The sequence below is a fragment of the Flavobacterium sp. Root186 genome, assembly GCF_001428525.1.
Taxonomy (GTDB): domain Bacteria; phylum Bacteroidota; class Bacteroidia; order Flavobacteriales; family Flavobacteriaceae; genus Flavobacterium.
Genome location: NZ_LMHW01000010.1, coordinates 384,275 through 401,165, shown reverse-complemented (window position 1 = coordinate 401,165; position 16,891 = coordinate 384,275). Strand labels below are relative to the sequence as shown.

At 35.4% G+C, this 16,891-nt stretch carries 12 protein-coding genes; 9 read left to right on the top strand and 3 right to left on the bottom strand.

The features are described 5' to 3' along the window. Positions 1-10 precede the first annotated feature (10 nt). Complete coding sequence (locus ASD98_RS05410) at positions 11-358, bottom strand: helix-turn-helix domain-containing protein (protein ID WP_056201208.1); 348 nt, start codon at positions 356-358, stop codon at positions 11-13. A 119-nt stretch (positions 359-477) separates the two neighbouring features. Between ASD98_RS05410 and ASD98_RS05405 the strand changes: the two genes are divergently transcribed. The 6 genes from ASD98_RS05405 to ASD98_RS05380 all read left to right on the top strand — a co-directional run bounded on the left by ASD98_RS05405 (position 478) and on the right by ASD98_RS05380 (position 7,913). Beyond that, positions 478-1,437, top strand: a complete 960-nt coding sequence (locus tag ASD98_RS05405; RefSeq protein ID WP_056201204.1) for an aldo/keto reductase — start codon at positions 478-480, stop codon at positions 1,435-1,437. Positions 1,438-1,531: 94 nt separating this feature from the next. Next, positions 1,532-1,942, top strand: a complete 411-nt coding sequence (locus tag ASD98_RS05400) for a glyoxalase/bleomycin resistance/extradiol dioxygenase family protein (protein ID WP_056201201.1) — start codon at positions 1,532-1,534, stop codon at positions 1,940-1,942. A gap of 138 nt (positions 1,943-2,080) precedes the next feature. Beyond that, complete coding sequence (locus ASD98_RS05395) at positions 2,081-2,932, top strand: AraC family transcriptional regulator (protein ID WP_056201198.1); 852 nt, start codon at positions 2,081-2,083, stop codon at positions 2,930-2,932. A gap of 75 nt (positions 2,933-3,007) precedes the next feature. Next, positions 3,008-4,165: an MFS transporter gene (locus tag ASD98_RS05390; RefSeq protein WP_082577796.1), complete on the top strand. Its 1,158-nt coding sequence runs from the start codon at positions 3,008-3,010 to the stop codon at positions 4,163-4,165. A gap of 210 nt (positions 4,166-4,375) precedes the next feature. Continuing rightward, on the top strand, positions 4,376-6,757 hold the full coding sequence (locus tag ASD98_RS05385; protein WP_056201195.1) for a TonB-dependent receptor: 2,382 nt from the start codon (positions 4,376-4,378) through the stop codon (positions 6,755-6,757). 58 nt (positions 6,758-6,815) lie between these two features. After that, positions 6,816-7,913 (top strand): PepSY domain-containing protein, encoded by a 1,098-nt coding sequence (locus tag ASD98_RS05380; RefSeq protein ID WP_255357661.1) that lies wholly within the window; start codon positions 6,816-6,818, stop codon positions 7,911-7,913. Between the two features lie 80 nt (positions 7,914-7,993). On the opposite strand, the gene ASD98_RS05375 is transcribed toward ASD98_RS05380, so the two are convergent. Together ASD98_RS05375 and ASD98_RS05370 are read right to left on the bottom strand one after the other, a co-directional pair. Continuing rightward, positions 7,994-9,922 carry a glycoside hydrolase family 97 protein gene (locus ASD98_RS05375; protein WP_056201192.1) on the bottom strand — a complete coding sequence of 643 codons (1,929 nt, stop codon included), beginning with the start codon at positions 9,920-9,922 and terminating at the stop codon, positions 7,994-7,996. A 23-nt stretch (positions 9,923-9,945) separates the two neighbouring features. Further along, positions 9,946-10,977: an aldose epimerase family protein gene (locus ASD98_RS05370; protein ID WP_056201189.1), complete on the bottom strand. Its 1,032-nt coding sequence runs from the start codon at positions 10,975-10,977 to the stop codon at positions 9,946-9,948. Between the two features lie 136 nt (positions 10,978-11,113). Between ASD98_RS05370 and ASD98_RS05365 the strand changes: the two genes are divergently transcribed. The 3 genes from ASD98_RS05365 (at position 11,114) to ASD98_RS05355 (ending at position 16,887) form a co-directional block, all read left to right on the top strand. Beyond that, positions 11,114-12,022, top strand: a complete 909-nt coding sequence (locus tag ASD98_RS05365) for an AraC family transcriptional regulator (protein WP_056201187.1) — start codon at positions 11,114-11,116, stop codon at positions 12,020-12,022. A 128-nt stretch (positions 12,023-12,150) separates the two neighbouring features. Continuing rightward, positions 12,151-13,560: a sugar porter family MFS transporter gene (locus ASD98_RS05360; RefSeq protein WP_056201186.1), complete on the top strand. Its 1,410-nt coding sequence runs from the start codon at positions 12,151-12,153 to the stop codon at positions 13,558-13,560. Positions 13,561-13,578: 18 nt separating this feature from the next. After that, positions 13,579-16,887 (top strand): DUF5107 domain-containing protein, encoded by a 3,309-nt coding sequence (locus ASD98_RS05355; protein ID WP_056201184.1) that lies wholly within the window; start codon positions 13,579-13,581, stop codon positions 16,885-16,887. Positions 16,888-16,891 lie beyond the last annotated feature (4 nt).

Sequence of the window (16,891 nt, the reverse complement as noted above, 5' to 3'; positions counted from 1 at the left end):
AGCTGCATTATTATGATTGGATTAATTTTTCTAATTCTTCACGATGGTCTTCGCCCCACTGCGCTGTGTATTCAATTGCAGGTATCAGCGATTTTCCTAAAGAAGTTAATTCATACTCTACCTTTAAAGGGCGTTCGTCATACGTAATTTTGGTTAAAATTCCATGATTAACCAGTTCGCTTAACTGCGTATCGAGAAGTCTTCTGGATGCTTTCGGCATTTTACGCTGTAGTTCGCCAGGACGTTTGATACCCGAATGAATACACCAGATTAAACTGATTTTCCACTTGCCCTGAATTATCTCCATAAACAAATGCAGCCCGCAGTCTAAATTTACCGGAATCTTCTTTTTATACATAATCATTTCAATTGGACATCAAAGGTAAAATATAAAAATGATAAATCTTATACGGCTGAATTTAGCCGTACTTGACTGATTTAAAAGCAGTCTGTAATTTTACAAAAAATAAAAAAATCATGAAATATAAATTATTCGGCACAGGAACGGGATTATATTCCAGTGAAATTATATTGGGCGCAGCGAGTTTTGGAACACGTAAAGGACACGGAACAAATCCCGAAGAAGTTCATAAAATATTAATGGCTTATGCAGATGCGGGCGGGAATTTTATAGATACTTCTGACCGATACCAACTTGGAGAATCGGAAGAACTGATTGGGAAATTTATTGAACACCAGCGCAGCAATTTTATCATTTGTACAAAATACACACAAAGTAATGAAGCTGCGCCTAAAATCAGCAATTTTGGAAATCATCGCAAAGCAATGAGACAAGCTGTAGAATCTAGTCTGAAACGCTTAAAAACAGATTATATCGATATTTATATGCCACATTTTGATGATGGCGTTACTCCGCTTGACGAAATTATTAGAGGTTTAGAAGATTTGGTAAAAAGTGGAAAAGTGCTTTATACTGGTTTAACTAATTTTCCTGCATGGAAGGTTTCTGCAATAGCTGCTTCAACCAAACTGACTGCTGTACAAATCGAATATAATCTATTACAGCGTACTGCAGATCGTGAATTTATACCAATGGCAGAGCAGTTTGGATTAGGAACCATGATGTACTCACCTCTTGCCGGCGGCACATTAACGGGAAAATACAGAAAAGGAGAAACAGGGCGAATAACTCTTGCTTCTTCTGATTACCACGAAGATGAAAAATCAAAAGCAATACTGGATCAACTTTTTGTAATTGCAGAAGAAATTGATTCAACACCTGGACAAGTGGCTTTTGCTTGGGTAAAATCTAAAAGCGCTTTTCCAATATTAGGTGCACGTACAATGGATCATTTTAAAGATGGACTTAAAGCTTCTTCTATAGAATTAACAACCGAACATATTCAACAATTAGATAAACTGAGTGCCATTAGTTTAGGATATCCGCATGATCTGCTGGCAAACGTGAGAGGTTAACCGTTGGTTCCTAAAAATAAAAAACTCAAGTCTACTGACAAACAGCTGTCATAACGTGAAATTACTTTTGTCTTATAACTTTAAAAAATAAGATATGAATTTAGTATCAATTCGCATTATTACTGCCCGTTTAGAAGAACTAGTAAAATTTTATGAGCAGGTTACGGGGATAACCGCCGTGCAATATACTCCAGATTTTGCCGAGGTTAAAACACCTACCACAACATTAGCTATTGGAAGTACCAAAACTTTACTTTTCTTTGGTGGTGATGAGGTCGCAAAACCAGCTCAAAACAGCAGTGTGATTATAGAATTTAAATCAGAAGATGTAGAACAAGACTATATTAGATTAGAAAATTATCTTCAAAATAATATCGTTCAAAAGCCTACCACAATGCCGTGGGGAAATAAATCATTCTTATTTCGTGATCCAGATGGTAATCTTGTCAATTTATTTACGCCGGTCACAGCAGAAGCCATTGCAAAATTTAACGCTCAAAATTAGCTCTAACTATCGAAGAAATTCAGGTGAATTATAAATAGTATTTCCTGAGTCAGATTTCAATTGAAATCTGACTCAGGATTATAATTGAGTTTCCGCATATGAATTATTTTGTAGTTTTATAAAAATTTTGGGTGAATTATGCCGACTAAAAAAGAAACTATCGAAATACATAAAGATGAGCTAAACGCTCCGGGTATTGATATTGCTTCCTTTGATAATCTTCAGGAATATCTCCATACTGCACACAGGGACGATCATTATATGTTTGTTATCCTGCAAAATGGAAATTTTCTTTGGGAACTTGATTTTAAAGAGATAACCCAGATTGGTCCCGCTGTAGGTTTCGTAGCACCCGGACAAGTACATCGCTATCTTGAAGCAAAGCAATGCAAAGGCTGGTTGGTATTTGTAGATAATGATTTAGTTCCGCTTCAATATCGTGACATTTTCATTACCTATTTAAATGCAAAACAATCTGCATCGGTAACGAGTGATGAAACGGTTTTTAAAATACTTCCGTTATTGGCATCAATGCTTGAGCAAACACAACAACCGCTGTTTGATTCTGTCGTAAGATCAATAATAGAAACTCTTGCTGGTTTGGTAGCTTCAAAAATTTTAGATTCACAAGATTCAGTGATTCGTCCGGAAGGACAAAAATATAATACTGTCGTAAAATTTAAACAGCTAATAGCTGAGCACAAAACAAAAGTAAAACAGGTTCAGGAATATGCATCACTTTTAAATATTTCACCACTTTACCTTAACGAAATTGCAAAACAAATCACGGGCTTTCCGGCAAGTTACTGGATCAATCAGGAAATTTTACTGGAAGCCAAACGTATGCTCTATTATACCACACTTGATGTTAAACAAATAGCTTACGAATTAGGCTATGAAGATTATCAATACTTTTCACGCTTCTTTAAAAAGAATACTGCGATGACTGCTCTTGAATTTAGAAATTCAAAACCATTAATTGTCCAATAACAGCCATTAATCGGCTATCCCCTGCGCTGCCCTTCCCGTCTACCTTTGCCGTTGTATAATTATAAAAAATCTACAATGGTACAAACCAACAATTTCACTAAAATGATCACACCAATAATTCTATCGGTGTTTGCTATTTACTTAACTATTGGCATGACTCTGGGAATTCTGCCTGGTTTTATAAAAACAAATTTAAACCTCAGCAATTTTATTGTGGGCTTAGTTATCGGACTACAGTCATTTGCGACTCTGTTTACAAGAGCATATTCTGGAAAGGTAACGGATACAAAAGGTGCAAAAAACAGCAATCATCTGGGAATACTACTGATGATTATTTCAGGGGTTATTTATATAATTGCTTCCTTATTTACAAATAATGCTCTGACTGCTTTAATCTTCCTGATAATTGCCCGAATCGTACACGGTACTTCTGAGAGTCTTGCTATAACCGGCGCTCTATCTTGGGGAATAGGTCTGGCAGGCATACAGCAATCTGGAAAAGTAATGACATGGAACGGAATTGCCATGTATGCAGGAATCGCAATTGGAGCTCCGGCGGCTTTATGGCTTAAAAGTACTTATGGTATAACGATAGTATTTATTTTAATAAGTGTGCTCTCTGCAGCAAGCTGGATTTTTACGCTAAAACTGCCATCTTTACCTGCAGATCCGTCTCTCGTAAGATCTCCATTTTACAAAGTTGTGGGACTTATTTCACAACAAGGTTTGGCATTAGCATTTTCTGCTATTGGGTTTGCCTGTATATCGTCGTTTATTGCTTTGTTGTTTTTAGATAAAAACTGGGAAAATCCTTCATTGGCTTTCATGGCATTTGGATTTTTCTATATATTAACAAGGGTTCTTTTTTCTTCATTTCCTGATAAATTTGGCGGTTATAAAGTGGCACTTGTATCTTTGGTTATCGAAATTATAGGTCAGCTTTTAATTGGGTTTGCGCCTTCAAAAATGATTGCTTTGGCAGGCTGTAGTCTTACCGGAATAGGATTTTCTTTGATATTCCCATCTCTGGGCGTACTGGCAATTAAAAAAGTAGTTCCACAAATGCGCGGTACGGCTTTAGGTGCTTATGCGGCATTTTTTGATCTTTCACTTGCATTGGCCGGACCAGCTGCTGGACTTATTGCAGGTTTTTATAACTATCAGTCGGTTTATTTCTTTGGAGGGATAAGCTCGCTTCTTGCAATAGCAACATTATTTTATAAGAAACAGTAAAGCCTCTTTTTACGTTAAAAAATTAAAACCTCATTTTACATTGAGGTTTTTTCTTTTATATATTTCCTGACTATCAATTTAAGATTCTGAATTTTTCCGGCTTAATATTTTTAATATTATTTTAAGAAAATTTTAATGTTGCTATTGAATTTATACTTCTATTTATATATTTGTAATCAGTCTAAATAAGAATAAATTACAAAACTTCATATGAAAACAACATTTAAAACACTTAAAAACAATGTTTTAACAAAAGTGTTTCTAGCGTTCCTGATCGTATTTTTATGTTCAGAAACGGCTTTTTCTCAGTCAACTTTGGGAACTATTTCAGGTAAAGCAATTCTGAAAGACGGAAATCCTTTACAAGGTGCTACGGTAAAAATTTCAGAATTAAATAAAACTACCACAACAGATTCTGATGGTACTTATCTACTAAAAAATATTCCTTTTGGAACGTATTTAGTCGAAATAAAACTAAACGGTTATGAGTCTACTCCGGCTTCTATTTTAGTAGATCAAAATAATGCAAATGCAACTCTTGATTTTGAACTTGCTTATACTTCACAAAAATTAGAAGAAGTTATTGTAAGCTCAGGAGGAAACCGATTTGCAAGAAAAGAAAGTGAAGAAGTTTCTAAAATGAAACTTAAAAACATGGAAAATCCGCAGGTTTATAGCATTGTAAGTAAAGAACTTATGAAGGAACAAGTAATCACGGATTATAATAGTGCTTTTAAAAACATTCCGGGCGCGGGTATTTCTGAGGTTAGAAATCAGGGAAGATCAACTAATATTTCGAGAGGATTTGCAACACCTCAGTTAGTAAGAAACGGGGTTGGAAGTTTTACTTATAATTCAATTGATCCTTCTAACTTAGAGCGTATTGAAGTTATCAAAGGGCCATCGGCAACATTATTTGGAAGTACGATTTCTTCTTTTGGAGGTTTGTTTAACAGGGTAACAAAAAAGCCTTTCGATTTCTTTAAAGGTGAAGTTTCTTATTCTGCAGGAGATTGGGATTTAAATCGTTTTACAGCCGATATTAATACCCCGATTAATGATGATAAAACAGCTCTTTTTAGAATTAATACAGCATTGCATAGCGAAAGAAGTTTTCAGGATGCAGGTTTTAACAAAAGCTTTTTTATAGCACCAAGTTTTTCTTATCAGGTAAACGAAAGACTGACTTTACTTATTGATGCTGAGTTTAGTGCATCAAAAGGAGTTTCTCCAACGAGATTAGCTCCTTTTACCGGAGCTGGCGCTACTGCACACAGCATTGAAGAAATGGGAATTCCTTATAAACTTTCATTTGCTAACAATACTGTAAATTATACCGCTCAGCAGTATAATATATTTGCACAGTTAAAATACCAAATTTCAGATGAATGGACGTCACAAACTATTGTTTCGCGTACAAGATCATCATCAGAAGGATATACTGTAGCATTGACTGCTATGAGTAACGAAACATTAAGACAACAAGTTACAAATCAGGATTATCCTTATTATGGTACAGACATTCAGCAAAACTTTAATGGTGATTTCAAAATTGGAAGCTTACGTAACAGAGTTGTAGCAGGTTTAGATTTCTACAGCGTACGTGCTACGCGTAATGATGCAACGGTAAATATGCCGGCTATCGATTTCAGAGAACCGGGTAATGCTTATAATAACTTTACTCTGGAAAAAATAAAGCCTTTATTTGCTGCAGCTACTTATGTGAATTATACATCTAATGACGAAAGAACATACAGCGCATACGTGTCTGATGTATTGAATATTACTGATCGATTAATTGTAATGGCAGGTCTTAGAGCTGACCGTTATATTAATAAAGGATTGTATTATCCAGCTACTAACCTTACTACAGGTAATTACAACCAAACCGCGTTTTCTCCTAGATTTGGAGCAGTTTATCAAATTGTTAAAGAGAAAATCTCTGTATTCTCCAATTACATGAACGGATTTAATAATGTTGGAGGTTCAGATTTTAACGGAGATGTTTTTAAACCAAACCACGCTAATCAGTTAGAAGGAGGAGTTAAATTCGACTTTAGCAAAATTAGTGCTACTTTGAGTTATTATAATATTGAAGTAACTAACGTAACGCGTAATGATCCGGATCATGCAAATTTTCAAATTCAGGATGGTACACAGTTAAGTAAAGGTTTTGAAGCTGAACTTATTGCAAATCCTATTAAAGGTTTAAATATCGTTGCTGGTTATACGTATAATGACAGTAGATTATCAAAATCAAATCCGACTACTAACGGATTACGACCAACAACTGCTGGTTCGCCAACAACTGCCAATCTTTGGGCAAGTTACAGATTAACCCAAGGTGCAGCATCTGGTCTTGGATTTGGTGTTGGAGGAATTTACGGAAGCAAATATTTCCAGACTAATACAGCTACTTTTAAATTCCAAATTCCTGAATACACTGTTTTAGATGCTTCTGTTTTTTATGACAGACCAAAATACAGATTAGGTTTAAAAGTAGATAACTTAACAAACGAGAAATACTGGTCATACCGTTTAGCTGCTCAAAATCCAACGAGAGTTACGGGAAATATTACCTTTAAATTCTAAGATTTTCAGTTCGTTATTTCGACTGATATTATTTACATTTGGGCTTTTATAATAAGTTATGACCAAAGGTTTTAAAAAGACAATAAGACAAATACATTTGTGGCTCGGTTTAGCATCGGGCCTCATTGTTTTTATAGTGAGCATCACCGGATTTCTTTATGTTTTTGAAGAAGAAATCCGTGATTTTTCACAGAAAGAATATCTGCATGTTCCTGTTCAGCAAAAATCATTTATAGGATTAAAAACTATAATTGAAAATTATGAAAAACTGGAGCCTAAGCAAAAAATTACGGCCTTAAAAATAAATACGGAAGAACCCAATGCAGCGGTTCAAATTTCAACCAAAAAGAAAAAAACGTATTATTTTAACCCTTATGACGGAAGCTTAATTAACAAGCAAAGTGCAGACTGGCTGAATATTGTTCTTGAAATACACCGCACTTTATTACTGGGAGATGTTGGTGAATTTATTCAAGGCTGGTCGGTCGTGATTTTTATCATCATGCTGATTACCGGAATTGTATTATGGTTTCCGAATCAAAAACGTTTACTAAAGCAGTCACTAAAAATAAAGTGGAGCGGTTCTTTTAAAAGAGTCAATTATGATCTGCATCAGGTTTTAGGGTTTTATGCTTCTATTTTTTTGCTTTTAATCGCTTTTTCTGGAACGTATTTTAAATACGATACCGTTAAAAAATCGGTTAGTATAGTAACCGGAAGCAAACTTAGAAAAGGAGATGAAGTTTTATCTAAAGAAAAAATTGATTCAACCACAATTCCGGTTCGATACAATAACATTTATGAAAGTGCCAACTCAAAATATCCGGGAGCAACTTCAGTTTCATTTTCAATCAGAAAAACGGGAGAATTGAGAGTAAGAATGACGTATCCGAATGATTGGGCAAGAAAACAAAACACCCTTTTCTTTGACGGAAAAACGGGTCAAATGCTTCGCGCAAAACTTTACAAAGACAACAATGCTGCAGATGTATATGAAGCCAGTAATCATGATTTACACACAGGTGTTTTCTTTGGCCTTACAGGGAAAATAATCTGGAGTTTGGTAAGTTTGATTGGAGCTTCTCTTCCCATAACCGGATTTATTATTTGGTGGAAAAAAGGAAAGAAATCAAAAACTAAAAAGGTAAAAGCTTAGTCTTTCATTCAATAAAAAATTAAAACAAAAATCCTTTAAACAAGAATGTTTAAAGGATTTTTTACTTTTGATATCTTCAACTATTTTATAAACTGAATAATAAATCCTCCTTTTGGAGCTAAATTATACTGCCATTTTGAAGTTATAGGATAATTTGAAATCTTAAATTCCATTAACGGATCTGCACCTTCAGAAATAACCCTGAATTTTGAAAAACCCTTACCGTATTTAGTCAAATCAATTGAAATTGGCAATGATGTATTAGTACCGTTTATCCCAATAACATAAGAAAGATTATCTTTTTTACGAAATAAAACAATTTCCTTACCTGGTTCAGCAATTACATACTCTGTTTTATCCCAGGTAGCCGGCATTTCTTTTAATAAATCCTTAAGTTCGTTTGGAAGCGAATTAAAAACCTCTTCTGAATCGGCAAAATGAATAATTCCCGATGTATAAATCATGGCCATTGCCAATTCATGCACTGCTGTATTTAAACGCGTATATTTTCGAAATGTCAACGCAAACGGAGTATAATCTGCAGGTCCCGCAACGTTTCTTGTAAAGGGTAATACTGTATTTTGCTGCGCTGCCATTTCAGGAAATCTTGGTTCGTAAAAATAGCTTTCTGTTCCTAAAATAGCTTCTGCCGTTACAAAGTTGGGCCATGTTCTGTGCCATCCTCTTGGTACAGTTGTACCGTGCAGATTTACAAGCAAATGTTCTTTGGCGGCATCTTCAAAAACCGATTGAAGCATGCTCATTACTTCTTGTCTGTCTGAACACCAAAAATCTATTTTAACGCCTTTTACTCCCATATCAGCGAGTTCTTTAAATCTTTTTTTCCTTTTTTCCGGATTAAAATATTCTGCCGAATATCCCCAAACTAATGGCTGAACTCCTTTAGACAAAGCATGATCAATAATTTTTCCTTCTTTATTGGCTTTTTCCCATCCCGCATCAAAAAGCGTGTATTTAAAACCAAATGAAGCCGAAACATCCGTGAATTTTTTATACATTTCTGGTGTGAAATCATCAGGATGCGACCACCATGACCAGGCTGCTTTTCCCGGTACAATCCATGAAGTATCTTCAATTTTAGAGGCTGGAGCCAAATCTGTAATTAGAGTTGATAATAATATATCTCCCGCTTTATCACCAATCAAAATAACTCTCCATGGCATTGTCCATGGTAAATTTGATTCAGGATAAGCGTTTGTATCTGGTAAAGGCAAGGTGAATTTTTCATCTTTTTGTGCAAATGCTATTTTGTAAATTCCGTCATTAGAATCCGGCTGTAAATGACAGCCCGGAAATGTACCTTCAGCTCCTGATTCTGCAATTAAAACCCAATTTTTAGTATCGTTTACATTAAAAAGCGCCGGCATACACCAGCCAACAGAAACATTTCGCGCACCGCTTATTGGATCTCCGGATTTTACATTCACATAAAAATCTTCATAACCCGGCGTGTAATCTCCAGCCTTATTGTACGGCTGAAGCCAGCCTTTTGCATTTTGATCGATATGAAATCCAGTAATTTCGTTTTTAACCACTCTGGTTTTCTCTTCCTTTTCAGCAAACTTATATCTAAAAGCAACACCTTCTTCTCCGGCAATTAAATCGATTGTGATTAAAGCGCCTTGTTTGTTTTTAAAGGTTATGCTTTTAGTTTTAAAAATATGATCGGCAACTTTATTATTGGCGACTTTAAGCTCATATTTTTCACGCTTTTCTTCGATTGAAGAAATTTTAACAACCGATAGTCCAGATGTAAAATCATTATTTTCACAATTCAGTCCCAACGGCGAATCCAGAATTATCGTTTTATCTCTGCGGGTAACTTTATAAGACAACTTTCCATCTTCGGTTAAAGACAAAGTAATTTTATTTAGATTATCCTTAGACTTCAGGTAAAGGTCTTTGTTTTGTGCTTTACCGCTTGTCAGTACAAAAAATACTGCGGGTATCAGTAAGCTCAAAGTTCGATGAATAAACATTTTTCTCATTATATAATTTTTAAAGGTGATAGTTAAATTTTGTTAGCTGCTATATCAAAAGCATAGGTAATAGTTTCATTATAAACCTGCTCTGCCTTGAATATTGTATTTGGAAAATGTGCGTGGTTGGGGCTGTCCGGATAATACTGGCATTCTAAACAAAGTCCGTCAAAAGGTTCATAAAATTTAGAATGTTCCCCAATTTCGGCACTGTTTAAATAATCTCCCGTATACAATTGTACGCCCGGATATGAGGTATATACACGCATTATTCTTCCAGATATTTCTTCGAATAATTCACAAACCGAATTTTCATCGACATTATTTCTATTAAAAATATAATACGTATTCAGTCCGCCGTCTTTCATAACATCTCCTAATTTGTAATGGTAAAAAGAACAGTTTTCTGCGGGTAAAATTCTTCCTGTCGGAATATAATCTTCCATACTTTCTACTATTTTGTCGGCCTGAATATTCAGATAATGATTTTGTATTTTTTCTGTACAAGCCGATAAATTAAAATAAGAATGATTCGTAAAGTTTATTGGAGTTGATTCATCGGACACAGCCAAAAATTCAATTTTCAGTTCGTTTTTATCTGTCCATTTATAAATGACTTTGGTTTTTAAATTTCCGGGAAAACCGCCATCTCCGCTTTCATTTTTCAAAGTAAAAATTACAGCATCCTCATTTATGCTAAAATCAAAAACCTTGCTGTTAAATCCGGCTGAACCGCTGTGATTATTGTTCTCGCCATCATTTTTATCTAAATAATAGGTTTTATTTTCAATAGAAAATTCGGCATTATTGATTCGGTTGGCAAAACGCCCAACAGTTGCTCCTATATAAGACGTATCTTTTATGTAACCCTCTAAAGTTGGAAATCCTAAAACTACATTTTCTTTTTTTTCGTTCTTGTCCGGAACTACTATGGATTTTACTATGGCTCCATAATTAAGCAGTTCAACATAATTCCCGTGAACGTTTGTAAGTGTAAATTTAAAAATTTCTTTTTCAGAATACCAGCCAAAAGGCTCATATACAATTGTATTTAAAGGGTTCATATTGTTTTAAAAAAGGATTGAAAACATCAAGGTTATAATAGTGTTTCAAATGTACTTTTGATTATTCGTCTCAAAATGGACATTTTTTTTAAAAGCATGGATTAAATTACGATATTTGGAAAAGACAATCCGAAAAATGAAAAATTCATCTCAAAAAGAAAAAACAAAAGTCAAAGAAGGTTTCTTAGGGCAGCGCATGATTGTGATCCCTAAAAACATCCTTTCAAACATCAAAAAGAATCCTCTTATTGCGAGTTTGTATTTTACTGACATTGGCGTTTTTCCTAATGCAAGTCATCATTCGATGAAACGAAAACACGGGAGTAAGCAGTATATCCTGATTTATTGTTATAAAGGAGAAGGCATTATTAGTAAAGAAAACAAAACCATAACACTCAAAGCCAACACCTTTTATATTATCCCTCCAGAAGTTGCGCATGATTATTATGCTTTAAAACAAAACCCGTGGAGTATTTTCTGGATTCATTTTACCGGACCTCAGGCACCTCATTTTTATGAGAAATTCATAACTGAATTTCCTGACACTGCGCCCCAATTATCGCTTGAAGAAAGACGCATCGAACTTTTCGAAAACATACTCGATGTTATGGAAGACGGTTACAGTGCGAGTAATCTTGAATTTGCCAATCTTTCATTATGGCAATTGCTGAATGCTTTTTTATATGAGAAATTTTTCATTCAAAAGAACCGAAAATTTTCAGAGGATAATACTATTGAATCAGCGATTGACTACATGAAAAAACATCTGGATCTTTCGTTAAAAATCAATGATGTGGCTGCTTATTTTAATTATTCGTCCTCTCATTTTTTTACCTTATTTAAGAAACAGACCGGGTATTCTCCCATACATTATTTCAACTATTTAAAAATGCAGAAAGCCTGTCAGTATCTTAGTTTCACTACTATGAGTATAAAGGAAATCAGTTTTAATCTCGGCTTCAATGATCCGCTTTATTTCTCCCGTTTGTTTAAAAAAATAATGAGCACTTCGCCTATACAATACCGTACAGAATACAAACAGTAACGCAATGGTTTTCGTATTTTAATGCACCGCATCAAAAAATCAGATTATAATCCATCTATTCAAAAAAAATATCCATAAATCAAAGGTTTCTATTCCGCTAATTTTACAAAAGCTATTAAACCCTTTTTATGAAAAACTATAATTATACCTTTTTACTATCGATTAGCCTTGTTGCAGCATTGGGTGGTTTACTCTTTGGCTACGACTGGGTTGTAATAGGTGGTGCAAAACCATTTTACGAAATTTATTTTGGCATTTCAGATTCACCGGCCTTACAAGGCTGGGCAATGAGCAGTGCCCTTGTTGGCTGTGTTGCAGGTGCCGCAGTTGCCGGAAAACTGGCAGATACCTACGGAAGACGTCCTATGTTAATCGTTGCCGCCGTATTATTCTCCTTATGTGCAATTGGAACCGGAGCTTCAGAAACTTTTACCATATTTATTATCTGGCGTATTATTGGAGGTATCGGAATTGGGATTGCCTCTACAATATCACCTTTATATATCGCAGAAATCGCACCTCAGGAGACCCGCGGACTTTTTGTTTCGATTAACCAGCTTACTGTAGTTATAGGAATTCTGGCCGCACAAATCACAAATATGTTGATTACAGAGGTTATTCCCGCAGGTTATACGCATGCTCAAATTCTGGCTTCATGGAACGGACAAACGGGTTGGAGATGGATGTTTTGGGCAGGTTTTTTTCCGGCAGTTTTATTCTTTCTTTTAATGTTTTTAATTCCCGAAAGCCCTAGATATCTGGCTAAAAAAGGAAATTACGATTCGGCAGAAAATACACTTACTAAAATTGGAGGTTTGGCCTACGCCAAAGAAGCTACTGTAAAAATCAAAGAAACTTTCACTGATGAAACGGAGAAAACAGATTTCAAAATGCTGTTGGACAAAAAGGCTTTACCTATATTGACAATTGGTATTGTTCTGGCGGCTTTTCAGCAATGGTGCGGTATTAATATCATCTTCAATTACGCTCAGGAAATCTTTGTTTCGGCGGGTTACAGCATCAACGATTTATTTATGAATATCGTGATTACCGGAAGTATCAATCTGGTTTTTACTTTGGTTGCTATGGGAACTGTAGATAAAATTGGACGCAAAAAATTAATGCTTTTTGGTTCTGGCGCATTGGCCGTAATTTATGCTTTACTGGGTTATTTTTATTATACCAATGTTACCGGTTTCCCTTTATTATTGCTGGTATTATTAGCTATTGCAATATACGCAATGTCACTTGCTCCTATTACATGGGTTATTTTATCTGAAATTTTCCCTAACCGAATCAGAGGTGTTGCGATGTCTATAGCCACATTTGCACTCTGGATTGCTTCTGCACTATTGGTACAAACATTTCCAATTTTTAACGAATACCTGGGCACATCAGGAACTTTCTGGGTGTATGGTATTATCTGTGCCTTAGGATTTGTATTTGTTTTCAGAAAACTTCCTGAAACAAAAAACAAAAGTCTTGAAGAGATTGAGGAACTAATGGTTTCTGATCGTCAATCGAAGAATATTCAATAATCTAAATTTCATTACATCATGCAAAAAGTAAATGTTTGGAAGGAAAAAATAATCCTGCCAACTTATGAGGTGGGCAAACCTGAAAAAAATCCTGTATTTATTGAGAAAAGAGTGTATCAGGGAAGTAACGGATCTGTATACCCTTATCCGGTTATTGAAAAAATAGCAGATGAAAAAACCAACAAAGAATATCAGGCGGTTTATCTTGAAAATGAATTTATTAAAATAATGATTTTGCCTGAGCTTGGCGGACGAGTTCATATGGCTTATGATAAAACTAAAAATCGTCATTTTGTTTATTACAATCAGGTTGTAAAACCTGCATTGGTTGGACTTACAGGTCCGTGGATTTCGGGCGGAATTGAGTTCAACTGGCCACAGCATCACAGGCCGACTACTTTTGATCCGGTTGATTTTACTATAGAAGAACATGAAGACGGCAGTGCAACGGTTTGGTGCAGCGAAGTAGAACGTATGTTTAGAACCAAAGGTATGGCAGGTTTCCGATTATATCCTGATAAAGCTTATTTGGAAATCAAAGCGCAGTTATACAACCGTACATCATTTCCGCAGACTTTTTTATGGTGGGCAAATCCGGCAGTTAAGGTAAATGATGATTATCAGTCTGTTTTTCCGCCAGATGTAAATGCTGTTTTTGATCATGGTAAACGTGATGTTTCTTCTTTCCCTATTGCAAAAGGAACCTATTATAAAGTCGATTATTCGCCGGGAACTGATATTTCCCGTTACAAAAATATTCCGGTTCCAACCTCTTATATGGCGATTGCATCTAAGTACAATTTTGTGGGCGGATATGAAAATGATTCTAAAGGCGGATTACTTCACGTAGCTAATCATCATGTTTCTCCGGGAAAGAAGCAATGGACATGGGGTCACGGTGATTTCGGTCGTGCCTGGGATCGTAACCTTACGGATGAAGATGGTCCGTATATCGAATTAATGTGCGGTGTTTATACCGATAACCAACCGGACTTTACCTGGATTATGCCGGGAGAGCAAAAGGATTTTACGCAGTATTTTATGCCGTATCGTGATTTGGGTATTGTGAAAAATGCGACTAAAAATGCGATGGTTAATTTAGAGAGCATTGATAACAAATTAGTAATTAAGGCTTACACAACTGGCGTTTATCCTAAAACTACTATTACTTTAAAAAATAATGATGTTGTTATATTTCAAAAACAATATGATGCCTCGCCATACAATTCGTTTGAAGAAACAATTGATTTTAATTTTGGTTTAGAAGGTTTATCTATTTCTGTAACAGATGCGGAAAATAAAGTTTTAGTTGATTGGATTTACGAAGGTCAAAACGAAGATGAAATTCCCGAAGCTGCAAAACCTGCCCTTGCACCTGAAGAAATCGAGAATAATGAACAATTATTTCTAACGGCTCAGCATTTAGAACAATACAGACACGCTACTTACAGCCCGATTCCGTATTATGAAGAAGCTATAAAGCGTGATTCTGGCGACATTCGTTCTAACAATGCAATGGGATTGTGGTTAATGCGCAGAGCAAAATTTGCAGAAGCTGAACCTTATTTTAGAGCCGCAATAAAAACACTGACACAACGAAATCCAAATCCATACGAGGGTGAAGCTTATTTTAATTTAGGATTATGTCTTAAATATCAAAATAAGAATGAAGATGCTTACAGTGCTTTTTACAAATCGACATGGAATGCGGCCTGGCAAAATCAGGGTTATTTTTATATCGCGCAGCTTGACGCTCTAAAAGGCGATTACGATTTGGCATTAACGCATATTAAAAAATCAATTTCTAAAAATACCGAAGATCATAAAGCACTGCATTTACAAGTGGCGCTTCTTAGAAAACTAAATCAAAAAGAAAAAGCCCTTGCACTTACAAACCGCTATTTACAAGACGACTGTTTTAATTTTGGATTGCTTTATGAGAAATATCTTTTAAGCAATGACAAAAAAGACCTCAGCTATTTTAATTCGCTTATCCGAAACAATATTCATACGTATATCGAATATGCTTTAGATTATGCTGCAGCAGGGTTTTATGAAGAAGCTGCGGGATTATTAAATGAAGGTTTGAAAGACGAAAACACATACCCAATGGCGTGGTATTTTGCAGGTTCTTTTTATGAAAAATTAAATGATTTCGGTCAAGCCGAAAAATGTTTCAAAATGGCCTCTGAGGCAAAACCGGATTATTGTTTCCCAAATCAGGTTGAAGCTGCGTTGGTACTTCAAAATGTAATTCAGAAACAAACCAATGATGCTAAGGCTTTGTATTATTTAGGCAACTTTTGGTATGCTGCTAAGTTTTATGACGATGCTATTTCCTGCTGGGAACAATCTGTTGCTATAGACAATAGTTTCCCTACCGTACACCGTAATTTATCATTGGCCTATTACAACAAACTAGGCGACGAACAAAAAGCGCTTTCAAGTTTAGAAAAAGCTTTTTCATTGGATTTAGAAGATTCCAGAATCTTAATGGAATTAGACCAATTGTATAAACGTTTGAACAGGGATTTAGTTTTCAGACTTGCTTTCTTGGAAAAGCACTTAGAATTGGTAATTCAAAGAGATGATGTTTATCTAGAAAGAGCTGCGATATACAATCTTTTAGGCAAACATGATAAAGCACTTACTCTATTACAAAACCGAATTTTCCATCCGTGGGAAGGCGGCGAAGGAAAAGTAAGTGGACAATATCTTATTTCTTTAACTGAAATTGCAAAACAGCAGATCTCACAAGGAAATTATGACGCAGCCATAGAACTTTTGGAACAGGCTCAAATTTATCCTGATAATTTAGGCGAAGGAAAACTACCAGGCGCACAGGAAAATGATATTCATTACTGGCTTGGCGTTGCTTTCGAAAAGAAAAATGATCTGAAAGAAGCTCAAAACTGGTGGCAAAAAGCAACTCAAGGACTAGAAGAACCTACAGCCGCAATTTTCTATAACGATCAGCAGCCGGATAAAATTTTCTATCAAGGTTTAGCTTTCTTAAAATTAAATAACACAGCTGAGGCTGGTAAACGTTTTGAAAAACTAGTCGCTTACGCTCAAAAACATGTAAACGATTCTATTACGATCGATTATTTTGCCGTATCGCTGCCCGATCTTATGATTTGGGAAGATGATTTGGATAAACGAAACAAAATTCATTGTCTATACATGAAGGGATTAGGACTTCTTGGTCTTGATAAAAAAGCAGAAGCAGAAGAAACATTCAACACGGTTCTTGATGAGGAAAAAAGCCACTCAGGCGTTACGATACATTTGTCTTTATTGAAAAATGAAGAATCAGTTTTTGTTTAAGTTA

Bases quoted from the DNA above. Each gene is read 5' to 3' on its own strand.
- ASD98_RS05410 (WP_056201208.1), bottom strand. From the start codon at position 358: ATGTATAAAAAGAAGATTCCGGTAAATTTAGACTGCGGGCTGCATTTG.
- ASD98_RS05405 (WP_056201204.1), top strand. From the start codon at position 478: ATGAAATATAAATTATTCGGCACAGGAACGGGATTATATTCCAGTGAA.
- ASD98_RS05400 (WP_056201201.1), top strand. From the start codon at position 1,532: ATGAATTTAGTATCAATTCGCATTATTACTGCCCGTTTAGAAGAACTA.
- ASD98_RS05395 (WP_056201198.1), top strand. From the start codon at position 2,081: ATGCCGACTAAAAAAGAAACTATCGAAATACATAAAGATGAGCTAAAC.
- ASD98_RS05390 (WP_082577796.1), top strand. From the start codon at position 3,008: ATGGTACAAACCAACAATTTCACTAAAATGATCACACCAATAATTCTA.
- ASD98_RS05385 (WP_056201195.1), top strand. From the start codon at position 4,376: ATGAAAACAACATTTAAAACACTTAAAAACAATGTTTTAACAAAAGTG.
- ASD98_RS05380 (WP_255357661.1), top strand. From the start codon at position 6,816: ATGACCAAAGGTTTTAAAAAGACAATAAGACAAATACATTTGTGGCTC.
- ASD98_RS05375 (WP_056201192.1), bottom strand. From the start codon at position 9,922: ATGAGAAAAATGTTTATTCATCGAACTTTGAGCTTACTGATACCCGCA.
- ASD98_RS05370 (WP_056201189.1), bottom strand. From the start codon at position 10,977: ATGAACCCTTTAAATACAATTGTATATGAGCCTTTTGGCTGGTATTCT.
- ASD98_RS05365 (WP_056201187.1), top strand. From the start codon at position 11,114: ATGAAAAATTCATCTCAAAAAGAAAAAACAAAAGTCAAAGAAGGTTTC.
- ASD98_RS05360 (WP_056201186.1), top strand. From the start codon at position 12,151: ATGAAAAACTATAATTATACCTTTTTACTATCGATTAGCCTTGTTGCA.
- ASD98_RS05355 (WP_056201184.1), top strand. From the start codon at position 13,579: ATGCAAAAAGTAAATGTTTGGAAGGAAAAAATAATCCTGCCAACTTAT.